This window comes from Lentilactobacillus sp. SPB1-3, from assembly GCF_026913205.2.
Taxonomy (GTDB): Bacteria; Bacillota; Bacilli; order Lactobacillales; family Lactobacillaceae; genus Lentilactobacillus; species Lentilactobacillus terminaliae.
Genome location: NZ_CP168151.1, coordinates 1734617 through 1748916, shown reverse-complemented (window position 1 = coordinate 1748916; position 14300 = coordinate 1734617). Strand labels below are relative to the sequence as shown.

Sequence of the window (14300 nt, the reverse complement as noted above, 5' to 3'; positions counted from 1 at the left end):
TGGTTAATAAGTTATTTATTGCGAACGTGGTTTAGTGTTACCAACACAATTAGTGCTAATACTGTATAAAAGGCACCACCAAATCCCAGTGAAGGCAACCCCAAGGAACTGACCATCACTCCACCAGTGGCTGAGCCAATCGCAATTCCCAGATTACTAAAAATTGAATTTAGAGAAGAGGCCATGACGATTGATTGTGGATAGTCAGTTTCGGCCACTTCTAAATAAAATAGCTGCATAGGTGAATTTTGTAAATACATAGTAAACCCAAGAATAATTAGTGCAACTAACGCTAACCATTGTAGTTTGAATAAAAGTGGTAAGGCAATCAGTGCGACAATTTGCAATACATATATTTTCTGCATCGTGGTCAATCCATCATAGTTCGCGATGCGACCACTTACTTGGTTACTTGCTAATGATGCGAATCCATAGACAAACAAAATGGGTGTCACAAAGGCTCCTGGAAAATTAATCCCTTCGACGATAATCGGTCTCAAATAGGTGTAAACTACATACACTCCAGCCAGATTTAAAGTGGGCAAGAGAATTCCCAACAAGATACGGCGGTCTTTAAAAATGGCTAGTTGCTGTGTAAAATGATCCATCTTTCCTTGCCGAACATCTCGTGGCAAGGACAAGGAAAATAGGATAGTAAATAAAATTGAAATTCCAACGATTAGCCAAAAAACTGTTCGCCAACCGAATTTGCCACTCATCCAAGTTCCCAGTGGAACGCCAAAAACTGAAGCAATGCTGAATCCTGAAAAGACCCAAGATACCAACCAAGCTCGTTTTTCTCTGGGGGCAATTACTGCTGAGTAAGTGATGGCAATGGAGACGGTGATGCCGGAAACGACGGCGGTCAAAATTCTAGAAATCGTTAAAATTAGGTAGTTGGGAGCGACGGCAGTCATCACATTGCCAGCAATGAAGATAATTAATAATAATATCATCACGCGATATAGGCGATGTGAACCAACCATAATCGTTAAGATTGGTGTGGCTAGTGCATAAACAATTGCAAATAATGTTACTAATAATCCAACGCTGGCAATACCAACATGAAAGCTGCTAGCAAGGTCATTTAAAATTCCGACCATAATGAATTCACTCATCCCTAAAATAAAGCCTATGGCGACAAGGATGAAGCTTCTTGTTTTAAAACTTTGCATAAATTCCTCCTTCATGGTTAAAAAAGACGAGATTTAAAGTATACAATAGATGGCGTAATAAATACCAGACAGTATGTTAAAAATATGGAGGTCGACTCGATGATTATTCAGCGGTCAAATTTATTTAGTATTAAAAAGTACGAAAAACAATTCCGTGATGCTGGCTTGGCTCAAGGATATGAAAGCATCCGCAAAATCAGTCAATTATATTTATTAAGACATTCAGCATTAAATGAAATTGGCACAAAATTAGAAAATCTGGACGACGAATACTCAGCTAACTTTGATCACAATCCCATTCATCATATGGAAGAGCGAATGAAAGAACCAGGCAGTTTATTGGGCAAAATTTCTCGTAAACAAATTCCGGTAGACACCAACGATCTATTTGGCAACATATACGACATCGCTGGAATTCGAGTAATCACCAATTATCTCGATGATATTATTAAAGTTCGTGATGCCTTGGTCAAGCAAAGTGACGTGACAGTAATCAAAGAAAAAGATTATATTAACCATCCTAAACCTAATGGCTACCGTAGCTATCACTTGATCGTATCAGTCCCAGTCTTTCAAGATGAAGGAGTTCAAGAAGCCCCCGTCGAGATTCAGATTCGGACAGTAGGGATGGATACTTGGGCCAGTCTAGAACATGATTTACGCTATAAAAGCTTTGCAGATCAGGAAAAGGCTGACCAATATGCCGCTGAATTAGCTCAATATGCTAACGCATTATTTGGTATTGAAGAAAACATGCAACGCATATTTACTGGGCTTCAGTCTGAAAACGATGAGCATCAATCATAAGTTTTGCCATAAAATGTCTTATAATATCAACATGTAAGGAGGGGAAGATTATGATTAGAGAAAGTTTAGGGAGATTCAACACAGATTACCGCAAGCGTTTTTGGCAGTTCTTATTAATCATGGTGGTTATTTGGATTGTTGTCTATGCAGGTATTGAATTAACATCATCGACTGAAGCTGCTAAACATCTTTTAACATCTTCACTTAGTGGCGATAGTAGCGGTGCTAGTTCACATAATTTTTTACCATTATTTTTCCATAATTTCGGTAGTTCTTTGACGATTATTGTCTTAGGATTAATTCCAATTCCACTGTACTATCTGTTCCTTTTGTTTAATGCATCATCTGTTGGTGCGGTTCTAACTATTGGGCCACAGCCAATCTTGTTATTTTTATTCGGTATATTACCTCACGGAATTTTTGAGATACCAGGTCAAATTATTTCGGCGGCCATTAGTGCTCGACTGGCATGGTACATGATTGATCGATTTATAAGGCATCGTCAACGATCAGAGACCTTTGGTGAAATGGTCAAAACGACGGCTATCGATACGTTAGTATATGTATTGCCATTGTTGTTCATTGCTGCGATTATCGAACAAAATATTACGCCAATCTTAATTCATAACTTTATTATCAAGTAGTAAGTAATTAAGTTAGAATACAAAAAAGCACTAGTAGTGGAGGGGAATCCACGCTAGTGCTTTTATTTATCTTGCATTTTGTTAGCTGTTTCGGTAAGTGCTTGTAGTGTCTATAGTTATTACTATAAAGAATATCAAATAAATTGGGGGAGTTCTGGAAAGTAGGTAATGAGATGGCATTCCAGAAACGTATATGATATAGACGAAACATGTCCGGTGGGGAGCCGGTCGCTAACAAAATTAAGGAAGTATCGTCAATTGAATAAGTGATTTCACAATGGACATGTTATCACTGACCGTTGATGGTCTTTACAAATATCACAATTAAAACGATGTCTTTAGTATGTGGGAATTATGAAAAAACGGTTTACCGTTTCACTAAAACTATTCTAGGCATTTAGGTAAAACATTTCAACAACACAATGTAGTATAATGTTGGTTAATTAGCAAAAAAAGGAATAATTTTTTATGAATGATAATGATAAGCGGGTACAGCGCACCAAAATAAAGATAAGAAACGCGCTTTTTAAATTATTAGATCGACAAACCATTGATAAGATAACCGTGAAATCGATTATAGATGAAGCTGGTCTTAACAGAACAACTTTTTATTCTTACTATACTGATAAGTATGATCTGTTAGAAAAAGTTCAAGAAAATACTATCAAACAGATCATTCAAATCAAGCATGACTATCCAGTCACTGGTGGCGATTCACTCGGAGATACGCATCAGTTAGTCAAAACTTATTTTTCTGCATTATTTAAATTCGTTCAAGACCACCATCAAGAAGTGAAATTATTATTGATCAATAGCAGTAAAATCACTGTTTTAAGAAACATGACTAATCAAAATCCTGAATTTTATGAACATTGGCGACCGGTCATTATTCGTATTCGCGGAGTTGCGCCTGAACATAGTTATGCGGCATTGGTGGGAGTCGTCATTAATTTTTACTTTGACTTTGAAGACCATGATTATAAAACAGATCCAGAAAAAATTGCCAGTGTCCTTGCCGATATCGTTACCCGGTATATGCAATAGAACCTTTTTAGTTGATTTTGACCTTTTCTGGCGTACAATTTTGGTTGAAATTTAAGGGGGAATAATGATGACTGATGATGTATTAATTACTGTGGTTGTCCCAACTCACAACCTGGCGGATTATATTGGTAAGACCCTAGATGCACTTGCTAATCAAAAGTATCAACAGTTTGAAGTCTTGGTTGTCGACGATGCCTCAACTGATGAAACGGTTACGGTGGCCAAGCGTTATGAAAAATTAGATTCACGATTCAGAGTAATCGCATTAAAGGATCACGTTGGCGTGTCAAAGGCCCGCAATATGGGAATTGATGAAACCAAGGGGAACGTCTTGACCTTTGTGGATGGCGACGATATTGTTGATCCAGAATTCTTGCAAGTCATGGCGGTTGGCATGAGTGATCCTAAGATTGATATGGTCACTGTCGGCTATCGTTGGGGGTTCCGTGGTGCGGGTCAGTTGGAACATGAGGGACTTATCGAAGTATCAAAACGAGAAGTTTGTGATTCCATCAATACCCGAGGTAACTTAATTGGTGGCTACGTCTGGAATAAAGCCTTTCGTGTCAGCATTCTTCGTGATAAACAAATTCGATTTGACGAAACACTGGATCTTGCAGAAGACTTACTATTCACCGCAGATTATGTTTATGCGACAAATAATTTCTTGTTTGATGCTCAACCACTATATGACAAAATTTCTCGTCCTGGAAGTACGATTCATAGTGCGTCATTTAAGCAGCGAGAGCGTGAACATGAAGTTCGCCGCCATATTGATGAGATGGGAGCTAAGATCTGATTTGTACCTACTAAGCAATGATAGCTGGCTTACTATTTCAAAGTGCGTTTTAGTTGATAGTTAATTTTGATAACGGTATTATTCAGTTGTAAGTATACAGATAACGTTTTCAAAGGGGGAAGTTTATTATGGCAGATACAATTGATTCAGGTATTGCAATGGTAAAAACTTTAGAAAGCTGGGGCGTAGATCATATTTATGGTTTGCCTGGCGGAAGTATTAACAACATTATGTATGCTCTACGTGAAGAACAAAAAAACGGTAATATTCACTACATCCAAGTTCGTCACGAAGAAGTAGGTGGCTTAGCCGCCGTGGATGATGGCCGTGTAACTGGTAAGATCGGGGTTGCTTTTGGATCAGCAGGCCCTGGTGCTACCCACTTGTTCCAAGGTGCTTATGATGCCATGATGGATCGTGTACCAACGCTATTCTTAGTTGGTCAAGTTCCTCACAACTTCATGAACCAAGATTTCTTCCAGGAACAAGACGAATCACAATTATTTGGTGACGCCGGTGTTTACAACCGTACCGTTACTACCGCAGAAAGCTTACCAAAAGTCGTTGATGAAGCAATTCGTCAAGCTTATGCTAAGCATGGTCCAGCATTTGTTGTTGTTCCTAACGACTTGGCTGGTCAACCAATTCCTGCTGATGGTTACTACTCATCAGCTGCCAACTTCGAAAAAGCTGAAGCTCCAGAACCAAGTGGTGAAAAAGTTGCTGCAGCATTGAAGATGATCAAGGCTGCTAAGAAGCCAGTTATTTACATGGGCCAAGGTGTTCGTGGCGCTGCTGATGACATGATGGAACTTTCTCGTAAGTTACAAATGCCAATTATCTACGCTGCTTTAGGTAAGGACGTCATCCCATATGAATTCCCAGCTCTATTGGGTTCAGGTATGCGTGTTGCTTCTAAACCAGCTAACGAGGCTTTAAAAGAAACTGATTTGATGTTGTTCATTGGATCAAACTTCCCATTCTCTGAAGTTCTCTTCAATCCAGATGCACAATTCATTCAAATCGATAGCAACCCAGCTATGCTTGGTAAACGTCACAAGACTGAAATTTCTATGTATGCTGATGCTAAGAAAGCTATCAAGAAGTTCTTGGAAATGTCTGAAAAAGAACCAGAAACTGCTTGGTACAAAGCAAACATTGCTAACGCTGATAACTGGCGTGAATACAATGAAAAGATGATGAACAAGACTGATGGCGACCTTAGATTCGAACCAGTATTTAAGGAAATCAACAGAATCGCTAAAGAAGATGCATTATTCTCAATCGATGTTGGTGATGTTACTCAAAACGCTGTTCGTTTGATCAAGAACACTGGACGTCAACGTTGGTTCACTTCAGGATTATTTGCTACTATGGGTGCTGGTCTTCCAGGTGCTTTAGCTGCTAAGCTAAGTCATCCAGACAAGCAAGTCTTTAACCTTGCTGGTGACGGTGCTCAAACTATGGTTATGCAAGATTTGATTACTGAAAAGATGTACGATCTTCCAATTATTAACGTTGTCTTCAAGAACTTTGAATTAGGATTTATCGTTGATGAACAAGAAGATGAAGGTCAAGAACGTTTCGGTGTCTCTCTCGGTGGAATTAACTTCGCCCAAATTGCTGAAGCTCAAGGCGTTCACGGAATTTCTGTGACCAAAGTTGAAGACCTTCCTAAGGCCTTTGATGAAGCTGTAGAAATGACTGAACATCAAAATGAACCTGTATTGATCGAAGTTCAAATCACTGGTGAACGTCCAATTCCTGTTGAAAAGCTTGAATTGGATCCAGCAGATAACACTCCAGAAGCAATTGATCGCTTCAAGAAACGTTATTATGCTGAAGATTTGAAACCTTTTAGTGCTTTCTTGGATGAATATGGTGTAAAATAACAAATAGCTATTAATGAAATTTTCAAAGCCGGTGTGATATTAAGTTATCACGCCGGCTTTTTATGTCTGGTGCATATCCATTAGATTTTTAAGTGATAATGGTATAATCGAAATTAGTAAGGGGGGTATATAAATATGCAAACACAATCAACTGCTCCTAAGAAAACTAGTAGCAGACAAATCATTTTCGTTCTTGGCTTGTTTTCCATTTTAAGTGGATTATCTGGATCTAGTACGAACTTGGCTATTCCCAAAATTGGGATGGATTTGGGAGTCAGTAGTGGGGCATCAACCTGGATCGTACAAATTGGGTTGATTACAACTGCCATTTTACTAGTTCTATTTGGTCACTTAGGTGATTTAGTGTCAAAGGACTTTGTGTTTATTTGGGGTGGTGTCGCTTTTCTAGTCGGTTCTGCCGTTACTGGAATCGCGCCTAATTATCCAATTATTTTAATCGGTCGATTCGTTCAATCTGTGGGTTCAGCTATGATTATGGCGAACTCGATGGGGATCGTAACGGAAAATATTCCTAATGATAAACGGGCGGAAGCTTTATCGGCTATTTCAATGTTCACTTCAGTTGGAACCATTTCTGGACCTGCTCTAGGTGGTTTCATCATTTCGTTCGCTTCATGGCGTTGGATTTACTTAATCAACGTGCCACTAGGAATTATCGTGCTATTTATCGGTTTCAAGATCTTACCATTGCCTAAGGGGGGGTTCAGTGAGATTCGTCCAAAGATGAAAGGTGCCAACTGGACTGGCCAAAACATCTTTACTATTGGTATGATTATCTTCTTCATGAGTGGAACCTTGCTTCAAGGCGGTACAGGCAATATCTGGTTAGCAGTTGTCTTACTAGTAGTCGGTGCCGCATTAACAATTTACTCATTTTACCAAGACGATCGCTCAAAATCGCCTTGGATTGCTAGAGAATTACTTAGAAATTCAACCTACATGATCTCCATTGTTGTTATGTTAGCAGCAATGTTGATCAACGCGGTTTCAAACATTTTATTGCCATTTTATCTACAAAGTTTCTCTGGATTATCACCATTCTACAGTGGTCTTATCATGATGCTTCAGTCATTGACTATGTTATTCGTTACCCCAATTTCTGGATACTTAGCTGATCACTGGAACCGTGGTATGTTGACTGCTTTGGGATTGATAATTTTAGCCATTTCTCAAGTTGGTTATGCAATGTACCCAGCTAAGTTGAATCTTGCACTAATCATTATCCCAGTCGTCATTAACGGTATTGGTATGGGATTGTTCTTATCACCAAACAACGCTATGACCATGAGTTCCGTTGATAAGTCATTATACGGAGTTGCTGGATCATTTAACTCATTTGCTAGAACTTTGGGTATGACTATTGGTATTAGTTTTGCTTCATCAGCATTATTCATGCAATTGCCTGGAACTAGGCGAGTTACACCAGCTTTAGGTGCCCACTTCATGAGTGCTTATGCCAATGTTTTCTGGATTACTGTTGGATTAGCTGTGATTGCTTTAGCTGTTGAATTATATCGGCTTGTGCAAATGAGAAAGCCAGCTCAAAGTTAATTACAAATTGAAAGTGGTTTATTTAACCATTTTTCAGAAAAATTTTGTATACTAATCACGACAATAAGATGATTAGTGAATATCCTAGTTGTCATAGATTCATGTTTAGTAATTTAAAAAGGTTTTTTGGAGGGAATATTAATGGTAAAAATTGGAATTAATGGTTTCGGTCGTATTGGTCGTTTAACATTAAAGAGAATTCTTGAAGTTAATGATCCAGAACTTGAAGTTGTTGCAATCAATGATTTAACAACTCCATCAATGCTTGCTTACTTATTCAAATATGACTCAACACATGGTATTTCACCATACGAAGTTAGCTCAACTGATAATGGTATCGTAGTTAACGGTAAGGAAATTCCTGTGTACGCTGAAAAGGATGCTTCACAAATTCCTTGGGTTAAGAACAACGGTGTTGAAATGGTAATTGAATGTACTGGTTTCTACACTTCAAAAGAAAAGTCACAAGCTCATTTGGATGCTGGCGTTAAGAAGGTCTTAATTTCAGCTCCTGCTGGTCCAATGAAGACTGTTGTTTACAACGTCAACCATGACACTATTGATTCAAGCGACCAAATCATTTCTGCTGGTTCATGTACTACTAATGCATTAGCACCAATGGCTTACTACTTGAACAAAGAATTCGGTATCGAAGTTGGTACCATGACTGTTATCCATGCCTTCACTAGTTCACAAATGATTTTGGATGGTCCTAAGAGCAAGAAGTTCAGACCTAACAGAACTGCTTCATCTAACACCATTCCTCATTCAACTGGTGCTGCTAAGGCCATTGGATTGGTTATTCCAGAATTGGATGGACACCTTCAAGGACACGCACAACGTGTTGCCGTTGTTGATGGATCTGTCTGCGAATTAGTATCAGTATTCAGCAAGAAGGGCGTTACTGCTGATCAAGTAAACGATGCTATCAAGCCATACACTGAAGGTAACGCAGCATTTGGTTGGAACGAAGACGAAATCGTATCTTCAGATATCATTGGCAACACTCATGGTGCTGTCTTTGACCCAACCTTGACTGAAGTAACTTCAAACGGTGACTTCCAAGTTGTTAAGACTGCTACTTGGTTCGACAACGAATATGGATTTGTTGCTAACATGGTTAGAACTGCTAAGGTTTACGGCGAAAAATAAGATTAAATAATTAATATTTGAAGCTACCTGAAAGGGTAGCTTTTTTGTTTACAAACAGATAGATGACGATATTGAAAAATTACGCTAAGCTATTAGTAACGAAAGGATGGTTATGATGAATAAACAAAGACTGCAGATGATCGCCATTGTCTTGATCCTATGTTCCATCGTCTTAAAAGTGCTTAGTGGTGTTCAGTTGTTAGCTTTCATGGGTAGTTTATTGAATGCACTAGCTTTGATCTCAGCTTTGGTGGCGGTTGGTCTGGCTTTTTGGTTAGTTACTAGAAACTCAAAGTACTGAGTTAATAATCAAAAACTAGTTAAATTAAACAGATACTAGTAAAGCTAGTATAATTAACAATAGATATATATGCTTAATTAATTGGCATATTACATATAAAAACTCGGGGGGTTCAAGCATGGATCAAGTCTTATTGATCATTATTATCTTGGCTGGTGTAGTGTTAGCGAACATCTTGGCCAATCATATCACGATAATTCCCCTACCATTTTTTCTAATTGGAATTGGAATTATTTTTGCTATCTTACCTTTTTATCGTGGATTTGTTATTGATCCAGCGACATTTTCGTTGGCTATCATATCGCCATTGCTGTATAACGAAGCGCAGAATAGTTCACGACTTTGGATAGGGCGATCAATCGTTAACATATTATCGTTAGCGGTTGGGCTAGTTTTAGTTTCTGTCCTAGTCGTCGGAACTGGATTGCACTGGTTATTCCCGGTGCTACCACTTAGCCTAAGCTTCGCATTAATGGCTGTGGTTACGCCAACTGATGCTTCAGCAGTTAATTCAATCTTTGAGAGTAGTCCCATTGCTAAAGAGCAGATGGGTATCTTACAGAATGAATCATTGTTCAATGATGCCGCCGGTATCGTGTTGTTTGATGTGGCTCTTGGAGCCTACATGTCCGGTTCATTCTCAGTTAACTATACTATCCTGATTTTCTTGTGGGAATTCATAGGTGGATTAATATTTGGTGCACTGGTAGGAGTGGCCATCGTTAGTGCCCGACTATTCTTGATTAGAAATCATGACGATACGCCAATTATCATGGTGCCAATTCAGATTTTGACACCATTCTTGGTTTACCTATTAGCTGATAAATTCGGTATGTCAGGTATCTTAGCTGTTGTGGCTGCTGGATTAGCTCAAGGCTCTGAACGGGGTAAGTTACGATTAACTTCATCTAGAATGCAAATCGTCACTAGCAACGTTTGGGAAGTTATCTCTGGGATGCTTTCAGGAATCGTCTTTATCCTCTTAGGCTTATCCTTGCCAACTGTTATTCAAGCTATGCATTACAGTGCCCAGTCTGAATTTGCCATTTGGCGTTTATTACTAATTGGGGTGGCATTATACATTGCTCAATTAGTAGTTCGTCTGCTGTGGAGTCACTTCCTATTGAGAACCGACGGCAATAAGGAGCGTTCATGGCGGGATAGCCTGATCATGGCACTCAGTGGAGCGCATGGAACCATTACATTATCATTGGCTTTCTCAATGCCATTAATGATTAATGGAGGACCATTCATCTTCCGTAGTCCGTTAATCTTCTTGGCAGCAGTGATTATCATCATTAGCTTGATTATGCCAACTGTCTTGATTCCATTGTTAGTCCCAACTCAATCACTTAATCAACCACGTTACAAGTGGGTTAAGCGGATGATTCAAGCGGCCATTAGTGATTTAGTTAAAGAAAAAGAAAATGTGGCTGCTGCCCAAATTGTTATTGATTCCTTACAACAACAATTGGTCTTAGACGGATCACCAAGTCACCGAGTTCAACGCCAAATCACTAAGGAAGCATACGACGTTGAACGAAAAGCCATCCAACAGATGCACGATGATGGCAAGATTACCGATGATGAATTGAAGTACTACTTCGAATTCCTGGAACTGAATAACTTCTCAGCTGATAATAAGATCTGGAAGAACGTTTGGCTCAGAATTCGATTTGGTTTGCACATGGGAAAGATGTACAAGGACCTTCACAGAGCTCAGGATGCGTTCTTGACTGCTCCAATCGAGTTGGAAGAAGTCTATTGGCGTCAACAGTTCAAAAACCATGGTGAAGATATCCTGCCAATTGAAAAAGCCGGCTTTGACGCCGTGATGGAATTTCTCAAGGATCATGAGTCAGATCACGGGATGGAAGTGAACTTCGTTCGTCGATTCTACCGAACTCGTCACCGTCGAGTTAACAGTGGGGATGTTGACCCAGATATCGTTTATCAAATGTTCATGCGGGCCTTCCATTCGGAATATGAGCTTATTCAAGAAGCACTATCAAGTAAGCAAATTGATTCAGATCTTGCCGAACGATTGCAACAGCGAATATCATTTGATGAAATCACATATATTCAAAATTCAGAAATGTTCAGAGAACAAATCTAGACTAATAATTAATCACTCAACTTTGGTTGGGTGATTTTTTTGTAACAAAAAACCACCATACGATTACTAAGAATTGTATGGTGGTTAGTGAGTTTAGTTTTAAGGTAACTTGGCAATTCTAGTGATATGAGTAGTTATATTGTCGTCGCCTCTTGCAATCATATGGTAAATGGCTTTGTTTTTAGAAATTCTGCGGATAGTTGATATAATATTTTGTTTCTTGGCATTCTTATTATCGATGATATATTTCTTGCCAGTTTTTTTGTATCTGGGATTTGCTATGGTTCCGCCATCAAAAATATCAACACTATCTTCATCAGAAATAAAATAAATGGCGGGGTTACTAAACTTAATAAAGAAATCTTCTGATTTATTGGACTTCCAAAATCCTGACTTAAGAAATGTTGGTACACCACCGTGCCAAGTGGCTGCATTTGCTGTCGTGTTACTTGTCATAAAAATTCCAAACATACCTAAGACAATGGTTCCCCATAAGATAACTTTCTTCATAATGCTCCCCCTATAATTAAATTAATTTCATCTTAAGAATATCACAATGCTAAGCAACTTCTTAGTCGGCTATCATTCTACATATAATGAAAAAAGACGTATCCGATTTGAATACGTCTTTGATTATTTATTTAAGTGAATATACTCGATTTAAATATGTGTAATAGAGATCATGATCGGTTAGATCGTGAGGATAATAAAATCTGAATTTATTATGGTTGATTCTTGTTAAGGTTGAATAAGTATATTTGTGATCCTTCATCATACTCTTTATGGTGTATGACTTTCCTGATTTCCTATACATTGGATGATTAGTTGAGTATACATTCTTGATGTCGATGTAGTATACGCCATGATTATCGAAACCCCAGTAATCTTTGCTGTCTTCGTCTTTCCAGAATCCAGCTTTCAGAATGGTTGGAACTCCTTTGTGCCAAGTTGCGGCATTTGCGGTCGTGGTGCTAGTCGCCAAAATCCCAAGCATTCCCAAAACAATAGTACTCCATAAGATAACTTTCTTCATAATTCTCCCCCTATGATTATATTACTTACAAGTTAAGTATACCTCAAAGAAGTAGGGATGTTTAGGCAATAAGAAACGGTGGATAATTTTTTCTAACAAAAAGCCACCATACAATTGTATGGTGGCAAGTTGATATAGTTTTAAGGTAATTTACTGATTCTAACGATATGGATATTCTTACTTGGGACACTTTTTTCGCCAAAATAAAATGTGGCTTTGTTCTTCGAAATTTTACGGATTGTTGTCCTAATATTTTGTTGCTTGGACACTTTATTATCGATTACAAATGACTTACCAGTTTTCTTGTATCTTGGATTAGTTAAAACGGTACTATCCAAAGGAACTCCGACGGCATAGTCATCCTTAACACCATAATAAATAGCCCGGTTACTAAACTTAATATAGAAATCTTTTGACTTAGTTTTCATCCAAAATCCTGACTTAAGGAATGTGGGTACACCATTGTGCCAGGTAGCAGCATTTGCGATTGGTTCAACAAAAAATAAAGTGCCAAACATTCCTAAGATAACGGTTCCCCATAAAATAACTTTCTTCATAATTCTTCCCCCTATAAATGTTCTATTTATGAGTTAAACATAGTTCAAAAAATCCAATTGCGTTGATGACCAACATCATCATTCAATCACTAATGCTCGATGACTGGATGGTGGTTAGTTAGTATATTTTTAAGGCAATTTAGTGATTCTGGTAATATGAGTATTTATATGTGGACCATATTTTTCATTCAGATGGAAGGTGGCTTTGTTTCTTGAAATTCGGCGAACTGTTGAAATAGTGTGTTGCGCCTCAGACGTTCTGTTATCAATTACATATAGTGTGCCTGATTTTTTGAACCTGGGATTTGTAAAAACTTCACCAAACAAAGCTAATTCATCAGCATCGTCACTTTTATCCTTAACAGAATAATAAATGGCTAGACTACTAAACTTAATATAGGAATTTTTTGGCTTATTTGCCTTCCAAAATCCTGCCTTAAGAAATGATGGCACGCCATTGTGCCAAGTGGCTGCATTTGCAGTCATTGTACCAGTCATCAAAATTCCAAGCATTCCCAAAACGATAGTACTCCATAAGATAACTTTCTTCATAATTCTCCCCCTATGATTAGATTACTTACGAGTTAAGTATACCTCAAAGGAGTGGGGATGTTTAACCAATAAAAAGCTGTTGATAATTGCTTTCATCACAAAAAACCACCATACAATTGCTAATAATCGGCGATTGTATGGTGGTTAGTAAGTTTAGTTTTAAGGTAACTTGCTAATTCTGGTGATATGAGTATTTATATGATCACCGCCTTTTTCATTCATATGAAATATGGCTTTGTTCTTAGAAGTTCTGCGAACGGTTGACATAATGTGGCGTGTTTTAGAAATTTTGTTGTCGATTATATAGATCTTACCAGTCTTTTTATATCTAGAATCGGTTGCAACCATTCCTTCATAGACATCAATATTGTCTTCTTTAAAAATATAATATATCCCTCGATTGCTAAACTTAATATATGAATCCTTTGGTTTATTTTCATGCCAAAATCCTGACTTAAGGAAGGTTGGTACGCCTTGGTGCCAAGTAGCTGCGTTCACACTTGGCGATCCAACAAATAAAACTCCTAACATTCCTAAGACAATAGTTGCCCATAAAATAGTTTTCTTCATAATATCCTCCTATGACTATATGCTCATGAGTTAAGCATAGCGAATAGCTACATAATTAGCCGTTGTATGGCGGTTAATCAATATAA

The 14300-nt window shown here is 38.1% G+C and carries 15 protein-coding genes; 9 read left to right on the top strand and 6 right to left on the bottom strand.

All coding sequences use genetic code 11. The annotated features are described in order from the left end of the window. Positions 1 to 11: 11 nt before the first annotated feature. On the bottom strand, positions 12 to 1175 hold the full coding sequence (locus O0236_RS09295) for an MFS transporter (RefSeq protein ID WP_268913337.1): 1164 nt from the start codon (positions 1173 to 1175) through the stop codon (positions 12 to 14). A 99-nt stretch (positions 1176 to 1274) separates the two neighbouring features. On the opposite strand from O0236_RS09295, the gene O0236_RS09290 reads away from it, so the two are divergent. From O0236_RS09290 to O0236_RS09250, 9 genes are all read left to right on the top strand, one after another. Further along, entirely contained in the window at positions 1275 to 1982 is a 708-nt protein-coding gene (locus O0236_RS09290) for a GTP pyrophosphokinase family protein (protein WP_268913336.1), read from the top strand. Positions 1983 to 2032: 50 nt separating this feature from the next. After that, positions 2033 to 2626, top strand: coding sequence for a stage II sporulation protein M (locus tag O0236_RS09285; RefSeq protein WP_268913335.1), 594 nt, complete (start codon positions 2033 to 2035; stop codon positions 2624 to 2626). A gap of 468 nt (positions 2627 to 3094) precedes the next feature. Beyond that, positions 3095 to 3670 (top strand): TetR/AcrR family transcriptional regulator, encoded by a 576-nt coding sequence (locus O0236_RS09280; protein ID WP_268913334.1) that lies wholly within the window; start codon positions 3095 to 3097, stop codon positions 3668 to 3670. Positions 3671 to 3737: 67 nt separating this feature from the next. After that, positions 3738 to 4469, top strand: a complete 732-nt coding sequence (locus O0236_RS09275; protein WP_268913333.1) for a glycosyltransferase family 2 protein — start codon at positions 3738 to 3740, stop codon at positions 4467 to 4469. Positions 4470 to 4597: 128 nt separating this feature from the next. After that, positions 4598 to 6361 (top strand): pyruvate oxidase, encoded by a 1764-nt coding sequence (gene spxB, locus O0236_RS09270; protein ID WP_268913332.1) that lies wholly within the window; start codon positions 4598 to 4600, stop codon positions 6359 to 6361. 135 nt (positions 6362 to 6496) lie between these two features. Further along, positions 6497 to 7933: an MFS transporter gene (locus tag O0236_RS09265; protein ID WP_268913331.1), complete on the top strand. Its 1437-nt coding sequence runs from the start codon at positions 6497 to 6499 to the stop codon at positions 7931 to 7933. A 141-nt stretch (positions 7934 to 8074) separates the two neighbouring features. Continuing rightward, positions 8075 to 9085, top strand: coding sequence for a type I glyceraldehyde-3-phosphate dehydrogenase (gene gap, locus O0236_RS09260; RefSeq protein WP_268913330.1), 1011 nt, complete (start codon positions 8075 to 8077; stop codon positions 9083 to 9085). A gap of 115 nt (positions 9086 to 9200) precedes the next feature. Then, on the top strand, positions 9201 to 9386 hold the full coding sequence (locus tag O0236_RS09255) for a hypothetical protein (RefSeq protein WP_268913329.1): 186 nt from the start codon (positions 9201 to 9203) through the stop codon (positions 9384 to 9386). A gap of 118 nt (positions 9387 to 9504) precedes the next feature. Beyond that, entirely contained in the window at positions 9505 to 11502 is a 1998-nt protein-coding gene (locus O0236_RS09250) for a cation:proton antiporter (RefSeq protein ID WP_268913328.1), read from the top strand. A gap of 99 nt (positions 11503 to 11601) precedes the next feature. Here O0236_RS09250 and O0236_RS09245 read toward each other — a convergent pair whose 3' ends face one another. The 5 genes from O0236_RS09245 to O0236_RS09225 all read right to left on the bottom strand — a co-directional run bounded on the left by O0236_RS09245 (position 11602) and on the right by O0236_RS09225 (position 14214). Further along, entirely contained in the window at positions 11602 to 12012 is a 411-nt protein-coding gene (locus O0236_RS09245) for a hypothetical protein (RefSeq protein ID WP_268913327.1), read from the bottom strand. Positions 12013 to 12139: 127 nt separating this feature from the next. Beyond that, the gene (locus O0236_RS09240; RefSeq protein WP_268913326.1) at positions 12140 to 12535 is read right to left on the bottom strand and encodes a hypothetical protein; all 396 of its coding nucleotides are present in this window, start codon (positions 12533 to 12535) and stop codon (positions 12140 to 12142) included. Between the two features lie 140 nt (positions 12536 to 12675). Further along, complete coding sequence (locus O0236_RS09235; RefSeq protein ID WP_268913325.1) at positions 12676 to 13092, bottom strand: hypothetical protein; 417 nt, start codon at positions 13090 to 13092, stop codon at positions 12676 to 12678. Positions 13093 to 13221: 129 nt separating this feature from the next. Further along, positions 13222 to 13644: a hypothetical protein gene (locus O0236_RS09230; RefSeq protein ID WP_268913324.1), complete on the bottom strand. Its 423-nt coding sequence runs from the start codon at positions 13642 to 13644 to the stop codon at positions 13222 to 13224. A gap of 159 nt (positions 13645 to 13803) precedes the next feature. After that, entirely contained in the window at positions 13804 to 14214 is a 411-nt protein-coding gene (locus O0236_RS09225) for a hypothetical protein (protein WP_268913323.1), read from the bottom strand. Between the last annotated feature and the right edge of the window lie 86 nt (positions 14215 to 14300).

Excerpts from the sequence above, each read along its gene's own strand:
- O0236_RS09295 (WP_268913337.1), bottom strand. The coding sequence starts at position 1,175 with ATGCAAAGTTTTAAAACAAGAAGCTTCATCCTTGTCGCCATAGGCTTT.
- O0236_RS09290 (WP_268913336.1), top strand. The coding sequence starts at position 1,275 with ATGATTATTCAGCGGTCAAATTTATTTAGTATTAAAAAGTACGAAAAA.
- O0236_RS09285 (WP_268913335.1), top strand. The coding sequence starts at position 2,033 with ATGATTAGAGAAAGTTTAGGGAGATTCAACACAGATTACCGCAAGCGT.
- O0236_RS09280 (WP_268913334.1), top strand. The coding sequence starts at position 3,095 with ATGAATGATAATGATAAGCGGGTACAGCGCACCAAAATAAAGATAAGA.
- O0236_RS09275 (WP_268913333.1), top strand. The coding sequence starts at position 3,738 with ATGACTGATGATGTATTAATTACTGTGGTTGTCCCAACTCACAACCTG.
- spxB (WP_268913332.1), top strand. The coding sequence starts at position 4,598 with ATGGCAGATACAATTGATTCAGGTATTGCAATGGTAAAAACTTTAGAA.
- O0236_RS09265 (WP_268913331.1), top strand. The coding sequence starts at position 6,497 with ATGCAAACACAATCAACTGCTCCTAAGAAAACTAGTAGCAGACAAATC.
- gap (WP_268913330.1), top strand. The coding sequence starts at position 8,075 with ATGGTAAAAATTGGAATTAATGGTTTCGGTCGTATTGGTCGTTTAACA.
- O0236_RS09255 (WP_268913329.1), top strand. The coding sequence starts at position 9,201 with ATGAATAAACAAAGACTGCAGATGATCGCCATTGTCTTGATCCTATGT.
- O0236_RS09250 (WP_268913328.1), top strand. The coding sequence starts at position 9,505 with ATGGATCAAGTCTTATTGATCATTATTATCTTGGCTGGTGTAGTGTTA.
- O0236_RS09245 (WP_268913327.1), bottom strand. The coding sequence starts at position 12,012 with ATGAAGAAAGTTATCTTATGGGGAACCATTGTCTTAGGTATGTTTGGA.
- O0236_RS09240 (WP_268913326.1), bottom strand. The coding sequence starts at position 12,535 with ATGAAGAAAGTTATCTTATGGAGTACTATTGTTTTGGGAATGCTTGGG.
- O0236_RS09235 (WP_268913325.1), bottom strand. The coding sequence starts at position 13,092 with ATGAAGAAAGTTATTTTATGGGGAACCGTTATCTTAGGAATGTTTGGC.
- O0236_RS09230 (WP_268913324.1), bottom strand. The coding sequence starts at position 13,644 with ATGAAGAAAGTTATCTTATGGAGTACTATCGTTTTGGGAATGCTTGGA.
- O0236_RS09225 (WP_268913323.1), bottom strand. The coding sequence starts at position 14,214 with ATGAAGAAAACTATTTTATGGGCAACTATTGTCTTAGGAATGTTAGGA.